This window comes from Halovenus amylolytica, assembly GCA_004015825.1.
Taxonomy (GTDB): domain Archaea; phylum Halobacteriota; class Halobacteria; order Halobacteriales; family Haloarculaceae; genus Halovenus; species Halovenus amylolytica.
The window spans coordinates 158,988-176,917 of record ML137215.1 but is presented as its reverse complement, the minus strand read 5'-3'; the positions used below and the strand labels follow the sequence as shown (position 1 = coordinate 176,917).

Sequence of the window (17,930 nt, the reverse complement as noted above, 5' to 3'; positions counted from 1 at the left end):
AGTTTCAATGTAGTACTATTTATCTCAGGTCCAGCTGTCAGTGTCCGAGAGCGTACCGGCCGCTGTCACCGTATCTTCCGCACGTCGCTAATATCGAACCCGGCATCACCGAAGTCGGTCTCGAATTTGACGATGTTTTCGGCCTCGATCTGTGAGAGGACGCCACGGAAGTTTTTGACGACCAGGGTTCGGGCCCGGGTGGAGCCACCTGTTTCCCACTCGAATCTGAGCGTTCCGCCGCAGGCGTCGATCAACTGTCCGTGCTGTGTCTTCGAGACCGTCTCGTGGTTGAGATGGACCAGGATGAGTCCACCCCAGGTGTGGCTGGCTTTCTCCAGCCCTTTCATCAGGTAGTTTACGTCCGACCACTGGAGGGTGTCGCCGTCGCCGACTGCGCTGGCGAGATCGGACAGCGAGTCGATCACGACCAGGTTTCCGGGGGCGCGTTCGCTGAGCGTATCGCCGAGCGCGCTCAACAGTCCCTCACGATCCTCGTGGCGTTTCCGGAGACTCGTGATATCAGTCGTCTGCTCGGCGTACCAGTTTCGCGGGACGGGACTGACGTGGAAGTAATTCTTCGAGAGTGATTTGAACTCGACGGCATCGAGGCCACGTCTAGCTATCTCGCCGTCCATCGTCATCTCGATCTCGTTGTGTAGCTGGTCTTCTTCGGCGGTAAAAGAGATGTAATGGATTTCGTCGGGGAGCGTCGCTTTGTCTGCAATGTCGCCGTAGTGGAGATCGAACAGATCGTCGCCGGTCTGTGCGAGCCCGTTCATCACTGCCGTCGTGGACATGAACTCCCGTGCGCCCGCCCCGGCTTCGCCGGAGAGCAACACGACGCTCCCCCGCGGCGCCCCACCTCCGATGGTGCTATCGAGCCGGTTGATTCCGAATGGTAGCCGCTTCATACCCGGTTGTGCGCACCTGAACGCTTAAAGTATCGGGTGGATCTGGGCGTGGTTTGAGATGTATTCGGGCCCGGTGACACCCGCAGAACTGATAGAAACCGTATGCCGACTACAGCGGATCCGTAGATCGAATTAGAACTCATTTACTACCTAGTTGACTAACTATACTAGCAATTCAATACTGTGTGTTCAAACCCATTGGTATGCGACGACGAACGTACGCGGGTCTTGTTCTGTCAACAGCGCTTGCTGGGTGTTCTGAGCTTACTGGTCAGGAGAGCGATTCCTCGCAAGATGCCTATACAACCGACAGTGGAATCGGTCTGACTGTTGATCGCATCGAATCGACTGACGAATTTGTCCTCGATGAGGAAACACCATTCACCTCACGAAGTGGATCTCACACACTCCTCATTCAGCTCTCCGCGGAAAACACCGCAGATACAGAAGTACAACTCCCCACACCGTCACAGTTCATACTGCCGGCTGTAAATTCGTGAAGATATGCGCTACCCCGGGGTGACGCAATTCTTCAGTTTCTTACAGCCGGCAGTATCAGTCTGGAAGTAGGCGCAGAAACTCGGGAGCCATATCAAGTCACTTTTCAAGACGATCCGGATGGCCTTGCTTCAGCAATCTCCGATCCAGTCAGTGGGCCCCTGTTTCCGCCTACAACAGAACTTTCGGAGGACAGTAGCGCTACTGGCTGGTTGATCTTCGGCGTTCCCAGTGAGTCGTCAGATGCAACGCTCCAGTTGCGTACGTCTGAGGGCAGTGTGTTGAACGAATGGACTCTTTCTTTTGAGATCACATCGTAGACATTGCACGCGTTGGGCAGGAGACAGTGCAACAGACGCCCTCTCAATTATCTTCACGAACATATCGCCACCAGTATCAGTCACGAACCGTCGCACCCGAGTCACTCGGTGCGACGAGTCGAACGCGTCCAGCCACGCCCGCTTCGTCGAGAGCGTCCGCTGCACGCTCGACAGCCTGCTCGCTCCGCGTTTGATCTGTCACACCGTAGACAGTCGGTCCCCAGGAGGATTGCCCGGCCCCAACAATTGACCGGCCGCTGTCGAGATAGTCGATGAGAGCGCCGGCAGGTGGCCGGTAGACACCACCCTGTTCGTCCGCGAACCACGCCCCGTTGAGTCGGCCGAGTCGGGCAACAGCAGCACCAAAGGCGGCGAGATTACCCTCGACGACGGCGGGCAAGAGTCGTCGGGTCAGCAGTGTCGCGATGTCGTCGGCGATCCCGGCGTCGGCACGCTCGACGATCGATCGGATGCTCTCGTCTTCGGCCTCCCCGCTCTGACCCTGTTCGGCCTCCGGAGTGAGCACGACGAACCGCCAGGAGTCCGGCAGTGTCCAGGTATTGATCGGCTCCGGAACCGTCCAGCTACCAGCGCCCGGCGGCGCAGTGGTAAATCGCTCCGTCGGATGACCGACATCCACGACGAAGCCACCCGATTCGAAGATTCCGACGCCGACGCCGCTGCGACCGCCGCGGCCGAGTTCCGGAGCCAGCGACCGTGGGTCGACCGTCCGATCGTGGGCTCGTGCCGTCCCAACGAGGACCGCGAGTGCGAGCTGTGTCCCGCTGCCCAAACCGACGTGTCTCTCGAACCGGTCGTGCACTGTGAGATCGACTCCATCGACACCGAGCACCTCGACGACATCGCGTAGATACGGCTCGATAGCAGCGTCGTCACAGTGAACTCCGTCCGCAGGCTCGGCTGACACCCTGATTTTCGGCGTGGTGAGTCCGACTCCGATCCCTCCGTACAGCCGCTCGTGGGCCAGCGAGAGATTCTGGAAGCCGAAGTGGAGCCTGGCCCCGGTTTCGACCTCGACAGTCGTCATACCCCGTGTTTGGCGGCCCACAGTATCAGACCGTCGGTCCGGATAGCCCTGGCTCGGACTGTCCGTCCGCGCGGAACACGCATACTGCCGGTATTTTGATGAGTCGTGGCCGCCTATCCCTAGAGTATGTTCGACGAAGCGGAGCTCGAATCGATCCGCGAGGCCAGGGGGGAGTTCGAACGGGAACGACTCGATCCGGTGCTCGAAAAACACGGCGAGCGCCAGGATCGGTTCGCCACCGTTTCGAATATGGACGTCGACAGGCTGTACACACCGAACGACGTGGGTGATCTGGATTTTAACGGCGATCTCGGCTTTCCCGGTGAGCCCCCGTTTACGCGCGGCGTCTATCCGACGATGTACCGTGGGCGGACGTGGACGATGCGCCAGTTCGCCGGCTTCGGGACTGCGGAGGAGACCAACGACCGATTTCACTACCTGATCGACGAGGGCCAGACGGGGCTCTCGACGGCCTTCGATATGCCGACGCTGATGGGGATCGACTCGGATCACCGGATGAGCAACGGCGAAGTCGGCAAAGAGGGGGTCGCCGTCGACACACTCCGGGACATGGAGATCCTCTTCGAGGGGATCGACCTCGGAGAGGTCTCGACCTCGTTTACGATCAATCCCAGCGCAGTCGTCATCTACGCCATGTATCTCGCCCTGGCAGACAAGAAAGGTGTCCCGCGCGAGCAGATCAGGGGCACCCTCCAGAACGACATGTTCAAAGAGTTTATCGCCCAGAAGGAGTGGGTCGTACCGCCGGAACCCTCCCTGCGACTCGTGACCGATATCATCGAGTTCTCCGTCGAGGAGACGCCGAAGTTCAACCCCGTCTCGGTCTCGGGCTATCACATCCGCGAGGCCGGCTCGACTGCCGTTCAGGAGCTCGCATTCACGCTCGCTGACGGGATGGCGTACGTCGAGGACTGCCTGGCTCGCGGGCTCGATGTCGAGGAATTCGGTCCGACGCTCTCGTTCTTTTTCAATTCGCACAACTCCATCTTCGAGGAGGTCGCGAAGTTCCGCGCTGGCCGGCGGATCTGGTCGCGGATCATGGCCGAGTGGTACGACGCAGAGAGCGACGACGCGCGCAAACTGAAATTCCACACACAGACTGCCGGCCAGTCACTGACCGCACAGCAGCCGCTGAACAACATCGTCCGTGTCACGATCCAGGCCCTCGCCGCCGTTCTCGGCGGGACACAGAGCCTGCACACCAACAGCTACGACGAGGCACTCGCCCTCCCCAGCGAGAAAGCAGTCAGGGTCGCACTCCGGACCCAGCAGATCATCGCCGACGAATCCGGTGCGGCGGATATCATCGATCCCCTCGGCGGTTCCTTCGCGGTCGAGGCGCTCACCGATCAGGTCGAGGAAGAAACGATGGCGTACATCGAGGAGATCAAATCGATGGGCGATGGCTCGATGCGAGCGGGCGTTCTCCAGGGGATCGAGGATGGCTACTTCCAGCGGGAAATCCAGGACTCGGCCTTCGAGTACCAGAAACGGGTGGAGGCAGGCGAGGAAACTGTCGTGGGTGCCAACAAGTACACGATCGAGGAAGAGCGGGAGGCCAATCTCCTGACAGTCGATAAAGACGTTCAGGAACGCCAGCGTGACCGACTGGGATCTGTCAAAGACGAGCGTGACGAGGCGGCAGTCGAAGCGGCGCTCGAAGCGGTCGAACAGAAAGCGGCAGCGGGCGAGAACGTCGTCCCCGCAGTAATCGAGGCAGTGAAGACCTACGCGACCATGGGAGAGATCATGAGCGTGTTCGAACAGCAGTACGGCTCGTACCGGGAGACAGTCCATGTTTCGTGACCTGACCGGCCCTTGTCAGGCACTCTTTCGACCGCCTATTCTGACAGTTCAGCGACAGTCAGGCGCCCGCAAAGTATATGTTTCGGATCAAACTTGTGGGAAACAATGAGCACGCGCGTAGTCGACCAGATTGACGACTGGACGCAGGAGTCGTTCTCGGCTGGGTATCGCGAGTTACACGACCTCGCAGACCGGGAGTTTTCCGGCGTCGTCCGGGCCGGCGGGGCGGAGCTGTACATGACACACGGTGTCGTCGTCGGCGTTCGGATGGGTGAGATCGAGGATTTCGACGACGCGTCGGGCACGGTGTACGAGGCACCAGCACCACCGCTCCCGCTGCTGGCGATCATGCAGGAACGCGGCGAGGAGGTCCGGGCGAAATACTACTCCGAGAAGACCAGTATCTCGAAAGTCGACAAGACCCTCTCTGATGGCGGTTTCACCGGCTACATCGAACTCTCCGAGAACGTTCTCAGCGGGGATTACTATCTCGTCTACCAGGCCGGCAAATCGATGAGTGTCGCCTACGTCGGTGAGTCGGGCAAACTCCTCCAGGACGACGAGGCCTTCGAAACAGCAGACGACGAGGTCGGCATCTTCAAAGTCCGACAGGTCGATATCGAGCCGGTCGAGATACCAGAGCCAACGAGTCAGCCGGCAGGCTCCGGCCCCGCAGACGGTGGAACTGACGATGGAGCCGACGACTCCGGGCAGTCAGCGCCGAGTACGGAGACAGCCGAGGAATCGGTGGCGTCCGAACCGGAGACGGCCGACAGCGGTGACAGGGAAACAGATCGTCGCGGTGGACAGACACAGGTCGAACAGACTCCGGCCACAGACGACGACAGTGCCGGGACTCCGACCACAGAAGAAGGCGAGACGGCTACCGCAGACCGCGACTCCGGGCCGGCAACCGACGCAGAGAGTGCGGCAAATCCCGCGGCCGTCGCGGAGCGAGCGTCCGAAACGACCCCGACAGAGAACGTCGGAACGGCCAAGACCGACACGACTGACAACTCACAGACGGCCGCCGGCCGGACCGAGCAGTCGGAGAGCGAACCACGGCAGGACTCGACACAGCAATCCCGGAGAGGGGGAACCACACAGCCCGATCCGGGCCGGGGTGCACAGACGAATAGAAGATCGCAGGCCGAACAATCCCCTCGGCAGCAGGGGACACGATCCGACTCACGTGCTGGCAAGTCCCAGCAGTCCGGGGGTCGTCAGGCACCCAGTACTCGAAACAGCCGCTCCGGAGCTGCAACCGGGAGTGGTGATCTCGAAACGAGGTCGATTCCGTCGATCGATCCGTCCAACACGTCTGTGCCCGACGACACGTCGACAGCCCGGACATCGTCACAGTCGGCTGTCGTCTCCAGTCCGGAGCCAGACCAGAGTGGCGGACAGGGAACTGCTGGTCAGGACCCACTGCAGGAATCGCACACACAGTCTCAGTCGAGCACACAGCCCGCTACCCCGCGGGCACAGCCCACGGAGCAGGAGCCGCGGCCGGAGCAAGGGGCCCAGCAGTCACCGCCTGTCCAGGAGTCGACCCGTCAGACACAGCCAGCCGAGGGGGAACCGCCCGCGGCCGACGACGGACGCCTGTCGGAACTCGAAACGGAACTGGAACAGAGAGAGGAGACGATCGACGAACTCGAAACGGAACTCGACACTGCCACCGAGCGACGCGAGGAACTCGAGGCAGAACTCGACGCGGTCCGGACCGAACGCGACGAACTGGCCGAGGAAGTCGAACGGCTCGAAACCGAGATCGAACGGCTGGAAGACGAACTCGGGGCAGCCGCAGACGCCGAACGCCGGCTGACGGCCGACGAAGCACTCGCTGGCACCGATATCTTCGTCCGGTACCGTTCGAAAGGGAAAGCCACCCTGAAGAAAGCCCACGGCGCGAGCACCCGAAAAGACGAGGTCAACGAGAACCTGCGACTCGAAAAACACACGCAGTTCGACGCCAGCGCCGTCTCCGTCGGCGCGCAGGCCTACGACGAGTTCCTGGAGGGGACACTCGAATTCCAGTTCGTCCGCTGGGTCGTCCGAGATCTCCTCTTCGAGGTCCGGGAGACGGGTCACGAGAAGGCACTCGGAAATCTCTACGACGTGCTCCCGCTGATCGACAGGGCGGAGCTATCCGGCGTGATCGAGGTGACCTACACCGAAGACGGCCAGGAGACCCAGAGTCAGGTGACCTTCGACGTGGTGCTCCGTGATCGGATGGGCCACCCGTTGCTCGCGGCGAATCTCAACGATACACGGGAGGCGACCACCCAGGCGATGATGGAGCGGCTGATCACCTCGGCCGAACGTGTCGGCCAGGCGAACGACGACTTCTCGGGTGCGTTCCTCGTGACGGAGAGCTTTTTCGACCCCGGTGCGCTCGAAGTGACGAGTCAGGCGACACAGGGTGGGCTGTTGAGCCGTGACAAACGGAAAAGCTTCGTCAACCTGTCGCGCAAACAGGGCTATCACCTCTGTCTGGTCGAGGCGCGCTCCGAAAACTTCCATCTCGCCGTGCCCGAACTCTGAGGCAAAAGACTGACAGTTAGCCTTCTACTTCGGCAACTTCGTCGATTTTCATGTCGTCGAGCTTCTCGACGATGTGGTCGATCTTGCCGTCCAGATCGCCGACGAAATCCTCGGTATCCTCTGTCGTAATCGCACCCTGGCTCGACGGCTCGATGAGGTTTTCTTCCTCGAGGACGCGAAGCGAGTAGCGAACCTTGTGGTGTGGGTAGCCAGTCTCGTTGGACATTTTGACGATGCCGATCGGCTCGTTTTCGATTACCATCCGCAGTACCTGCAGATGGCGTTCCAGCATATCCACTTCTTTTTCGAGTCTGTCTATCATGGCAATTGTTAACTTGTGATGGGTGGATTTAAAGGTTGTTGTCGGATCGGGACAACAGAGAGAATTCGGCGGTCAGCCTACGAGCAGAGGATTCGTCGATAGCAGTAATAAAAGCTTCGGCGAGAGCGGACCGAAATGGGTTTACCGCAATGGCGGAAATTAGGCCCTGATGACCGTTACAATCGTCGGCGCACAACTCGGCGACGAGGGCAAGGGCGGAATCGTCGATCTATATGGCGAACCCGCCGACATCGTTGCCCGGTACCAGGGAGGCGACAACGCCGGGCACACTGTCGTCCACGATGATGTAGAGTACAAACTATCACTCGTTCCAAGCGGCGTCGTCCGCGGGAAAACCGGCGTGCTGGGCAACGGCTGTGTTGTCAACCCCCGGACGCTGTTCGAGGAGATCGATGCGCTGCAGGAGCGCGGGCTCGACCCCGACGTCCGGGTCGCACGGCGTGCACACATTATCTTTCCGTACCACCGCCGACTCGATGGGATCGAAGAAGAGGCCAAAAGCGAGGACGATCAGGAGGTCGGAACGACCGGTCGCGGGATCGGTCCGACCTACGAGGACAAGGCCGGTCGGCGGGGGGTCCGGGCCGGTGATCTGGCAAACCCCGATATACTGAAGGAGCGTCTGGAGTACGCTGTCCCGCAGAAACGGGCACTCGCGGAGGATGTCTTCGGTGTGGAGGCCGGCGAGGCGTTCGATATCGAGGCGCTGTACGAGGAGTACCGCGAGTACGGAAACCGTCTCGAACGTGAAGGGATGCTGGTCAACGCGGGCGATTTCATCGCCTCCGCCCTCGACGACGGAAAAAAGGTCGTCTTCGAGGGAGCACAGGGGACGATCATCGACATCGACCACGGCAACTACCCCTACGTCACCTCCTCGAATCCGACCGCAGGCGGTGCTGCCACGGGAACTGGGATCAGTCCCGGCGTCGTCGGTGGCGGTGAAGTGATCGGGATCGTGAAGGCGTATCTCTCGCGGGTCGGCAGTGGCCCGATGCCGACCGAACTCGCCGGCGTCGAAGGCGATACGCCCGGCTACGAGGGAGAGGCGGGAGAGCAGGAAGAGGAACTCGCGGAGTTCATCCGTGAAGAGGGTGGCGAGTACGGCACTGTGACTGGCCGCCCACGACGTGTCGGCTATCTCGATATGCCGATCCTGCGTCACGCAACCCGAGCGAGTGGGTTTACCGGCCTGGCAGTCAACCACGTCGACACACTGGCCGGGCTGGAGGAACTGAAAATCTGTCACTCCTACACACTCGACGGCGATGAGTTGCAGACAGTCCCGGCGACGACCGAGCAGTGGGCGAACTGCGAGCCGAACTACCGGCGCTTCGACGGCTGGGAAAATATCGACTGGGAAGCAGCAGCCTCGGAAGGCTACGACGCCCTTCCAGAGAACGCACGTATCTATCTGGATTACGTGAGTGACGAACTCGACACACCGGTCTACGCCGTCGGTGTCGGCCCGAGCCGAGAGGAGACGATCGTCGTCGAACACCCCTTCGAATGATAGTAGCCGGCGACAGGACGCCACGCTGTCGACGTAAGCGGCCTTTTTCTGCCTGATCGGGCCGCTACGGTGGATCTAACAGTATCGGTGATACTGCTTGACTCTGATCGCCGCTACATCGCCCGAGCGATACCGATGGACAGAACGTTTGATAATTCGAGTGGCACCATCGTACCCGTCTCATCTCTAGAAGGCTCTGTTTACCGCATACAGCCGATTGATCTGTTTTTCCGTCGTCACAAGCGAAATCCTGTTGGGGTATCGTCCACTGAGATACGGTAGATACCCACATGATCGAACAAGAAAGCGCCATTCGAAAAAATGGCTGACTCGACGCCTGTAATTGGGATCCTCGCGCTCGTGGTCCTGGCAGTTGCAGTACTTGTCATCGTCCCTGCTGGTCCGGGGCCGACTCTGATTCCTGAACAGACCGATCACCAGCAGACGTGGGACGAGTATCAGGTAGACAACCCGTCACTGGACTTTTCTGCTGGTTTCGGTCTCCTCGTTCTGAATCTCGCACTCATGCTCGCCTTTATATCCTATTCGTTTTTCACCTATCGCAACCCGGACGAAGAAGAACCGTGGCGTGAACTCTCCTATTACGAGGACGACGAATGATGTTGTTCCTCGATCCACCGTCCACCCGCGACGGGGAGCCCACTTTTGTATTCCGTTTTGATGCATTGTAACCAGTACCAGTTACGTTAACGAAGATGAGTAGAAAATATGAGTTGTGTGACGTATTATCGTTACATTGCCGGGAAAATAATTAAGTTTGTTACGTATTTTGGTTATGTCGTAACTCATGCAACGGCGTTCATTTCTCGCTGCTGCTACTGGCGGGGTTGCGACCGTGCTTGCGGGCTGTCTCGGGAGTGGTCAGGAACAGCGTGCAGATATCCTCGACGAAACACTGACACTCACCACCACGACGAGTACCTACGATACAGGACTACTCGACGAGGTCAACGCTGCCTTCGAGGAGCGATTCGGTGCAGCTGTCGAAGCAGTGGCACAGGGGACGGGAGCAGCACTCGAAACAGCCAGGCGGGGGGACTCGGACGTGGTCATGGTCCACGCCCGCTCTCTCGAAGACGAATTCATGCGGGACGGCAACGGGATCAACCGACGGGATCTGATGTTCAACGATTTCGTCGTCGTCGGGCCCGAGGACGACCCCGCTGGCATCGACAGAATGAGTGAGGCCACGAACGCCTTCCGGATGATTGCGGACAGCGAATCTGTCTTTATTTCACGCGGTGACAACTCCGGAACGCATACCAAAGAGCTCGCGATCTGGGAGAGTGCAGGGGTCGACCCCGGCGGTGAGTGGTATCGGGAAGCCGGTTCAGGGATGGGTCAGGTGCTCAACCAGGCGAATCTGACACCTGGATACACGCTGTCCGACCGGGGAACCTTTCTCTCCCAGCGATCCGAACTCGATCTCTCGATCTACGTCCAGGGTCCGATCGAGGGCGGCCCCGAACTCCTCGCGAACCCATATGGGGTCATCGCTGTCAATCCCGGTGTTCACGAAAACGTCAACTACGATCTCGCGATGGCGTACATCGGATTCCTGACCTCCCGTGAGGGACAGAAAATAATCGAAGAGTACACAGTCGAGGGTGAACAGCTGTTTTTCCCCCAGGCAGTCTCGGAGGATCCCAACTTCCAGCAGTACGTCCCCGAGGATTGGAACGCAGATGGAGCGTGAAACCACAGCACGAACGAATCTCTCCCGGTGCTGTTCGCGGTCCTCGATCCAACTCGTCACCTGTTTGTCGATATTCCGTCTGGCAAGGGGTTCGTCGTAGCACTCATACTGGTGGCTGTCAATTCGGACAAATATTCCACCCCACGTCGGGTCGAAATTCGTTCATTTCTTACAGCCACCAGTATCACAACACCGAAAGCTGATTGCAGGCACGAAGCCCCCTCCCTCAAGGAGCACCGCAGTCCACGCCAGCGGACAAGGAGCGCAGTCGGACGGGGATACAGCGTCCACAGAAATCTTCGATTTTTGAATGACCCCGAGGATGAAGACCGTAAGCTCGGGTGAACTACCCTGACCTACCGCGCTCGGGGCTACCTGCCCCTCGCTTGTTGAGGACAGGGCTTCCTGTTTCTGTGTCGGAATTTATACCCGACGTGGGCAGAGGGATTCCAGACTCTGCAGGCGACTTCCCTTCACAGGCGGTACGGAGTGTCCCACTCCTACCGAGTGGACACTCGGCCACAACCGACAGTGCGCGCTTCTTGTCGCGCTTGCACACCATCGGAAGCGTGGCGAGCATCGTACTACCGACATCGGCCGCAGGGGTAGTAAGGCTATGCAGTGCAGTGAATATTAAACGATGACGGCGTGGACGAATCGCGGAGCGATTCGTTCGCACACCAGAAATCTAAGATTTCTGGGGACGCTGTATCCCCGCCCTACTCGCTCACTTCGTTCGCTCCGTGAGGACGGGGGCTTCGCGCCTGTAATCAGCTAAAAAAACAGCTACAGTCCAGGGACGCTCTCTTCGGCTTCGAGGAGTTCGTGATACCGGTTTCGGATCGTCACTTCCGAGATGTTGGCGACCTCGCTGACCTCGCTCTGGGTCACCTTCTCGTTCGTGAGCAGCGACGACGCGTAGACGGCCGCTGCGGCGAGTCCGACCGGTGATTTACCGGAGTGAACGCCCTCTTGTTTGGCGTTCTGGAGGAGCTGGCGTGCCCGGCGCTCGACTTCCTCGGAGAGGTCGAGATCCGAAACGAATCTTGGAACGTAGCTCTCTGGATCTGCGGGTTTGATCTCCAGATTGAGTTCTCGGACGACGTAGCGATACGTGCGGGCAATCTCGTCTTTCTCGACCCGCGAAACTGTCGTCAACTCGTCGAGCGAGCGCGGCGTGCCAGCCTTTCGTGCTGCGGCGTACAGCGATGCCGTCGCGACACCCTCGATGGAGCGTCCCGGGAGGAGGTCCTCTTCGAGCGCGCGGCGGTAGATGACACTCGCGGTTTCGCGGACGTTCTCCGGCAGTCCGAGTGCGGAGGCCATCCGGTCGATCTCGCCGAGTGCCTGTTTGAGGTTTCGCTCTTTGGAGTCACGGGTTCGGAACCGCTCGTTCCAGGTGCGCAGTCGCTGCATCTTCTCGCGCTGGCGACTGGAGAGAGCGTTGCCGTAGGCGTCTTTGTCCTGCCAGCCGATGTTCGTCGACAGCCCTTTGTCGTGCATCATGTTCGTCGTCGGTGCACCGACACGGGATTTCTCGTCTTTTTCTTTGGAGTCGAACGCGCGCCATTCCGGTCCGGGATCGATCTCGTCTTCCTCGACGACGAGCCCACACTCCTTGCAGACTGTCTCGCCGTGTTCGCTGTCAGATGCCAGTTTGCCACCACACTCCGGACAGACGAGCGTCTCGTCCTCCGTCGACTGTTCGTTTTCCTCTTCGTCACGTTCGCGTGTGTACCGTCTCGTGGTCGTATCAGTCATGTTGGTCTCGGCCAGGGTGGAAGCGGGAAAATGCCCTCGGTGTATTTATATTAGATGCCGAGCAACTTAAAACTATCGGCAAAATCTGTTTGTTGACAACAGCTATTTTTTGTGAAACACAAAGCTGTATCGAAACGCTTAGTGGGCGGTGAACACTCCCGACAGGCATGAGCGATTTTGACGTCGGACCCGACGAGGTCGAACACATCGCCGAACTCGCCCGGGTCGAACTGAACGAGGAGGAACGAGCCCTGTTTGCCGAGCAGTTCGCCGATATTCTCTCGTATTTCGAGACGCTCGACGAGGTTCCCGAGACGGACCGGGAACCCGAGCTAACGAACGTGATGCGGCCGGACGAACGGAGGGAGTGTCTCGACCAGGAAGAGGCACTGCAGAACGCACCGGAGAGTGAAGATGGGCAGTTCAAGGGTCCACGGGTGTCCTGATAGATGAGTCACAACGGCTACATAACAGAAGAAGAGATCGCCGGCGAGGATGGCCCACTCGCCGGGAAGACGGTCGCCGTCAAGGACAATATCTCCACGGAGGGCGTCCGGACGACCTGTGGCTCGGCGATGCTCGAAGAGTACGTCCCGCCGTACGACGCGACCGTTGTCGACAACCTGCTCGATGCCGGTGCGACGATCCCCGGCAAGACCAACATGGACGAGTTCGGGATGGGAACGACGACGGAAACCTCGGCGTTCGGTCCGGTAGAGAACCCTGCCGCACCGGGTCACGTCCCTGGTGGCTCCTCGGGCGGTTCGGCTGCCGTCGTCGCCGCGGGTGATGCCGATCTCGCACTCGGGACCGACACCGGAGGTTCGGTCCGATGTCCGGCCGCGTTCTGCGGTGTCGTCGGCATCAAACCAACCTACGGGCTCGTCTCGCGCTACGGGTTGATCGCCTACGCGAACAGTCTCGAACAGATCGGTCCGATCGCCCCGACTGTCGAGGATGCTGCCGAACTGCTCGAAGTGATCGCCGGCCCGGACGAACGCGACGGCACCACTCACGACGCCCGCGACCACGGAACTGATTACGAGTTCGCGGCCGCAGCAGACGGTGATGTCGAGGGACTCGAAATCGGCGTTCCGACGGAGTTGCTCGATGGGGCAGAAGATACCGTCGTCGAACAGTTCTGGGCCGCGGTCGAAGAGTTAGAAGAGCAGGGTGCCAGCTACCACGAGGTGAGCCTGCCGAGTCTCGAACACGCTGTCGAGGCCTACTACGTGATCGCGATGAGCGAGGCCTCCTCGAATCTCGCCCGGTTCGACGGCGTCCGCTACGGCAAATCGGGTGGCTACGACGGGAACTGGAACGAATCGTTCGCCCGGTCCCGGGAAGAGGGCTTCGGCGAGGAGGTCAAACGCCGGATTCTGCTCGGGACCTACGCACTCTCTGCTGGCTACCAGGACAAATACTACAAGAAGGCACAGGATGCCCGCGCCTGGGTCCAGCAGGATTTCGACGAGGCCTTCGAGGACGCCGACGTGCTCGCCTCGCCGACGATGCCGATCACACCCTTCGAAATGGGCGAGAGTCTCGACGACCCGCTCAAGATGTACCTCGCCGACGCGAACACGACGCCTGTCAACCTGGCGAATCTGCCGGCGATCTCGGTGCCGGTCGGTGACGACTCCGGACTGCCCGTCGGTCTACAGATCGTCGGTCAGTCGTTCGGTGAGAAGCAGATCATCCGTGCTGGGAGTGCGCTCGCCTGAGCTGTTGAGACATTACCGGACCGACAGACGGCCCGAACTGTTACGTATCGGTTCGTGTTAGACGGTATCATGCAGATCGAGGCGGTGATGTCTTCACCTGCTGTGACCGTCCAGCTGGAGACGACCATCCACGATGCAATGGGGCAGATGCTCGAACACAGGGTCGGCTGTGTCGTGGTCGTTGTCGACGGCAACGCAGTGGGGATCCTCACCAGATCGGACGCACTCCGGGGGGCCTATCACGCAGGCGGGAAACTCGAAGAGATCCCAGTCGAGCGTGCGATGTCCAGTGATCTGCTCACGACGAAGCGATCACGCACCGTCAGGAGTGCACTCCAGACCATGCAGACGAAAAACATCAAAAAACTGCCCGTCGTCGAGGATTTCGAACCGATCGGAATCGTCACGATGACTGATATCGCACAGACGATGCCCGAGCAGGTCCGGGAAGCCAGAGCCAACATCAAACGACAGGACGACTGGTCGAACTAGCAGCACTAATTTATAGCCGCTCCGTGACGTTTCGTGTGTATGATTCGCACACTCCTCATCCTGTTCGGCGTCGTCGAAATTATCCTGCCGAAGGCGGTGATCGACGCGTGTGAACGGATCGGGCTCGAAAACCCAGACGAGGCGACTCTTCGTCCTGGTGCCGATCTGCTGGCTCGTCTTGAGGGCGTCATTTTCGTCTGGCTGCTCGTCCGAGGGCGCGAGAACGCACCGATCACGAGCAAACTACTCGGTCTCGCGGGCACAGTTGCAGTCGTGTATCCGAAGCCACTGATCCGGATCAGCCAGTCGTTTGCCTACGAGAATTCCAGTGAACTCGAACTCCGTTCGTGGGTCGAACCTGCAGCCAGATTGCTCGGGATCTTGTATCTGCTCGTCCTCTTCCTCTCCGGTAGGAACGGTAACGAGGAGAGTTCTGAACGGGAAACGCCGGTGTGAGTGTTTCCCTGGACCGACAGTGTATTTATTATCCACCCATAATCTCCAGTAACGACTGAAGCCGGTCGACGACACGACCGCATCGATTGCGCCAGACAACGCTGATCGACACACCACCAGATGGTTACTGAACACGAACCCTGTACGCTCTGTGATCTCCCGGTCTCGAAGACCCCTGTCACGAACGACGACGGCCAGACGTTCTGTTGTCGTGGCTGTTCGCAGGTCTACGAAACCCTCGAAGACCGTGAGGACCTTTCCGCGGATGCAGATCAAACAGAGATCAAGGACGCACTGGAGGAAGAGGAAGTCGAAACACCGGAGGGCTACGAGACCACGTTCCTCCGGATCGACGGGATGCACTGTGCGACCTGCGAGACGTTCATCGAGTCCCGCGCACAGCAAGACGGCGACGTTGGGGCTGTCGACGCGAGCTACATCACCGATACCGTCCGTGTCGACCACGACCCCGATGCTGTCGACGAGGACGGGCTGATCGACCGGCTGACCGGACTGGGGTACCGGGCCTACGCCCGGGGCGATCCGCTCGGAGAGCGCCGCGCGGAGGACGAGATTCTGATGCGGCTCATCGTCGGCCTCCTCTTTGGGATGATGGTAATGCTGCAGTACGTCGCCGTCATCTATCCGACCTACTTCGGTGGGCTGTACTACCCCGCGGCGACAGCAGAGTTTCTCTCGGAGATGCTCGCGAGCACCTCCGCGACCTACTTCTATTTCACCGTCGGCTTCGTCTCGGCGATCGTCCTCTTCTACACTGGTGGACCGATCCTGAAGGGAGCCTACGTCAGTGCGCGAACCCGCGAGCCGAACATGGATCTGCTCGTCGCGATCGCTGCGAGTGCGGCGTGGGTGTACAGCACTATCGCAATCATCACCCAGAGCGGGCTGGTTCACATCTACTACGACGTAACCGTCGGTATCATCCTCGTCGTCACCGGGGGCAGCTACTACGAGAATCAGATCAAGGGGAAGGCGACGGAGAAACTCGCCGGGCTGACCGAGGCGCAGGTCGACGAGGCACGACTGTACGAAACCGATGGCTCGACGACGACAGTCGATCTGACCGAACTGGTCGAAGGTGACGAGATCCTGGTCCGGGAAGGAGAACGCGTTCCAGTCGACGGCACCGTCGCGGAGGGTGAGGGGACTGTCGACGAGGCGGTCGTCACGGGCGAGTCGATGCCCGTCGGGAAGCGGGCTGGTGACGAGGTGATCGGCGGTTCGGTTCTGCAGGAGGGGTCGCTGGTCGTCGCGGTCGGCGAGGGTGCAACGAGCAGTGTCGACCGGATCACGGATATGGTCTGGAATCTCCAGAGTGCGAACCACGGAATTCAGCAGCTGGCCGACCGCCTGGCAACCGTCTTCGTCCCGCTCGTGCTCGTCCTCGCCGCCGTCGTCGGTGTCGCGAACCTCGTCCTCGGTGCTTCCTTCTCGGAGACGCTGCTCGTCGCGCTGACTGTGCTGATCGTCTCCTGTCCATGTGCACTCGGACTTGCGACGCCGCTCGCGATCGCATCGAGTGTCCGGGAAGCCCTCGAAAAGGGGATCGTCGTCTTCGACGAGACCATCTTCGAGCGACTGCGCGATGTCGACGTGGTTATCTTCGACAAGACTGGGACGCTCACAACCGGTGAGATGCGAGTCAAGGAGGCCAGCGGGCCGACTGACGTCTTCGAGAAAGCAGCGCTACTCGAAAGTAGATCTGCACACCCGGTTGCCGAGGCGATCGCCGAGGAGTTCCGCCCGAAACAGGAAGACACCGCCGAGGCACAGACCGATGGCGGTGTGGCCGATCGCCCCCAGGCGTCCCAAGAGTCTGCGCAACCGGAGCCCGCTCCGAGGGAGAGCAGAGTGACGCGATTCGAAAGCCACGCGAGTGGTGTCGAGGGGACAGTCGACGGGACCGAGGTGCTCGTCGGACGGGTCGATCTCTTCACCGAGCAGGGCTGGACAGTACCGGAAGCGATCGAAGCACAGGCAGCGACGGCCAGAGACGCGGGCAACGTGGCTGTCGTCGTCGGAACCGATGGCGCTGCCGAGGGAGTCGCAGTCGTCGGCGACGAACCACGCGAGGGATGGGAGCAGGCACTCGAAACCCTCGACGAGCAGGACGTCGAGATTGCCGTGCTCACGGGCGACAACGAGACGGCGACGAAGCAGTTCGCAAACCATCCGGCAGTCGACCAGGTGTTCGCGGGCGTTCCGCCGGAGGCGAAGGCCGAAACTGTCCGTCGGTACGGTGCGGGCAAGCAGACTGTGATGGTCGGAGACGGGACGAACGACGCGCCAGCACTCGCGACGGCTGATCTCGGGATCGCCCTCGGAAGCGGCACTGCAATCGCCGCCGACGCGGCAGATGTGGCGATCACCACGAACTCGCTTGGTTCACTGGAGACGGTGTTCGATCTGGCTGCGGCAGCGAACAGCCGGGTCAAGCAGAACATCGGCTGGGCGTTCTGTTACAACGCGATCGCGATCCCGCTCGCAGTGACCGGCTTGCTCAACCCGCTCTTTGCGGCCGTCGCGATGGGCTTTTCGAGTCTGCTCGTCGTCTTCAACTCCTCGCGGCCGTTGCTGTCGGAGTGATATTCCGCCGGTAGAAGCATCCGCGCGAACGAAGTGAGCGTGGTTCCCTGCGCCGAGCAAAGCGAGGCGCAGCCTTTTTCGCCCACGTTTCTCGAGGAGCGGGGGGGGGGGGGGGGGGGGGCCGCCCCCACACAAAGATGGGGGTGTGTTATAGAGAAAACCCACC

14 protein-coding genes are annotated in these 17,930 nt (G+C 60.2%); 10 read left to right on the top strand and 4 right to left on the bottom strand.

What is annotated here, in order from left to right:
- Positions 1-65: 65 nt before the first annotated feature.
- Both EOW68_RS00825 and EOW68_RS00820 read right to left on the bottom strand, forming a co-directional pair.
- Positions 66-911, bottom strand: a complete 846-nt coding sequence (locus EOW68_RS00825; RefSeq protein WP_128223277.1) for an RAD55 family ATPase — start codon at positions 909-911, stop codon at positions 66-68.
- 894 nt (positions 912-1,805) lie between these two features.
- Positions 1,806-2,777, bottom strand: coding sequence for a beta-ribofuranosylaminobenzene 5'-phosphate synthase family protein (locus tag EOW68_RS00820; RefSeq protein WP_128223276.1), 972 nt, complete (start codon positions 2,775-2,777; stop codon positions 1,806-1,808).
- Positions 2,778-2,903: 126 nt separating this feature from the next.
- On the opposite strand from EOW68_RS00820, the gene EOW68_RS00815 reads away from it, so the two are divergent.
- Entirely contained in the window at positions 2,904-4,604 is a 1,701-nt protein-coding gene (locus tag EOW68_RS00815; RefSeq protein ID WP_128223275.1) for a methylmalonyl-CoA mutase family protein, read from the top strand.
- Between the two features lie 105 nt (positions 4,605-4,709).
- A complete protein-coding gene (locus EOW68_RS00810; protein WP_128223274.1) occupies positions 4,710-7,151 on the top strand; it encodes a DUF7527 domain-containing protein in 2,442 nt (813 codons plus the stop codon).
- A gap of 16 nt (positions 7,152-7,167) precedes the next feature.
- Here EOW68_RS00810 and EOW68_RS00805 read toward each other — a convergent pair whose 3' ends face one another.
- A complete protein-coding gene (locus tag EOW68_RS00805; RefSeq protein WP_128223273.1) occupies positions 7,168-7,473 on the bottom strand; it encodes a hypothetical protein in 306 nt (101 codons plus the stop codon).
- 169 nt (positions 7,474-7,642) lie between these two features.
- Here EOW68_RS00805 and EOW68_RS00800 point away from each other — a divergent pair, with 169 nt between their 5' ends.
- The 3 genes from EOW68_RS00800 to EOW68_RS00790 all read left to right on the top strand — a co-directional run bounded on the left by EOW68_RS00800 (position 7,643) and on the right by EOW68_RS00790 (position 10,724).
- Complete coding sequence (locus tag EOW68_RS00800) at positions 7,643-9,007, top strand: adenylosuccinate synthase (protein ID WP_128223272.1); 1,365 nt, start codon at positions 7,643-7,645, stop codon at positions 9,005-9,007.
- A gap of 321 nt (positions 9,008-9,328) precedes the next feature.
- Positions 9,329-9,628 (top strand): hypothetical protein, encoded by a 300-nt coding sequence (locus tag EOW68_RS00795; RefSeq protein ID WP_128223271.1) that lies wholly within the window; start codon positions 9,329-9,331, stop codon positions 9,626-9,628.
- 187 nt (positions 9,629-9,815) lie between these two features.
- Entirely contained in the window at positions 9,816-10,724 is a 909-nt protein-coding gene (locus tag EOW68_RS00790) for an ABC transporter substrate-binding protein (RefSeq protein ID WP_128223270.1), read from the top strand.
- A 786-nt stretch (positions 10,725-11,510) separates the two neighbouring features.
- On the opposite strand, the gene EOW68_RS00785 is transcribed toward EOW68_RS00790, so the two are convergent.
- The gene (locus EOW68_RS00785) at positions 11,511-12,485 is read right to left on the bottom strand and encodes a transcription initiation factor IIB (RefSeq protein WP_128223269.1); all 975 of its coding nucleotides are present in this window, start codon (positions 12,483-12,485) and stop codon (positions 11,511-11,513) included.
- A 167-nt stretch (positions 12,486-12,652) separates the two neighbouring features.
- On the opposite strand from EOW68_RS00785, the gene gatC reads away from it, so the two are divergent.
- From gatC to EOW68_RS00760, 5 genes are all read left to right on the top strand, one after another.
- Positions 12,653-12,931, top strand: coding sequence for an Asp-tRNA(Asn)/Glu-tRNA(Gln) amidotransferase subunit GatC (gene gatC / locus EOW68_RS00780; protein WP_128223268.1), 279 nt, complete (start codon positions 12,653-12,655; stop codon positions 12,929-12,931).
- A gap of 3 nt (positions 12,932-12,934) precedes the next feature.
- Entirely contained in the window at positions 12,935-14,209 is a 1,275-nt protein-coding gene (gene gatA, locus EOW68_RS00775; protein WP_128223267.1) for an Asp-tRNA(Asn)/Glu-tRNA(Gln) amidotransferase subunit GatA, read from the top strand.
- Between the two features lie 69 nt (positions 14,210-14,278).
- Complete coding sequence (locus EOW68_RS00770; protein ID WP_431358680.1) at positions 14,279-14,701, top strand: CBS domain-containing protein; 423 nt, start codon at positions 14,279-14,281, stop codon at positions 14,699-14,701.
- A 39-nt stretch (positions 14,702-14,740) separates the two neighbouring features.
- Positions 14,741-15,157 (top strand): hypothetical protein, encoded by a 417-nt coding sequence (locus tag EOW68_RS00765; protein WP_128223266.1) that lies wholly within the window; start codon positions 14,741-14,743, stop codon positions 15,155-15,157.
- 120 nt (positions 15,158-15,277) lie between these two features.
- Positions 15,278-17,764 (top strand): heavy metal translocating P-type ATPase, encoded by a 2,487-nt coding sequence (locus EOW68_RS00760; RefSeq protein WP_128223265.1) that lies wholly within the window; start codon positions 15,278-15,280, stop codon positions 17,762-17,764.
- The last annotated feature ends 166 nt before the right edge of the window (positions 17,765-17,930 follow it).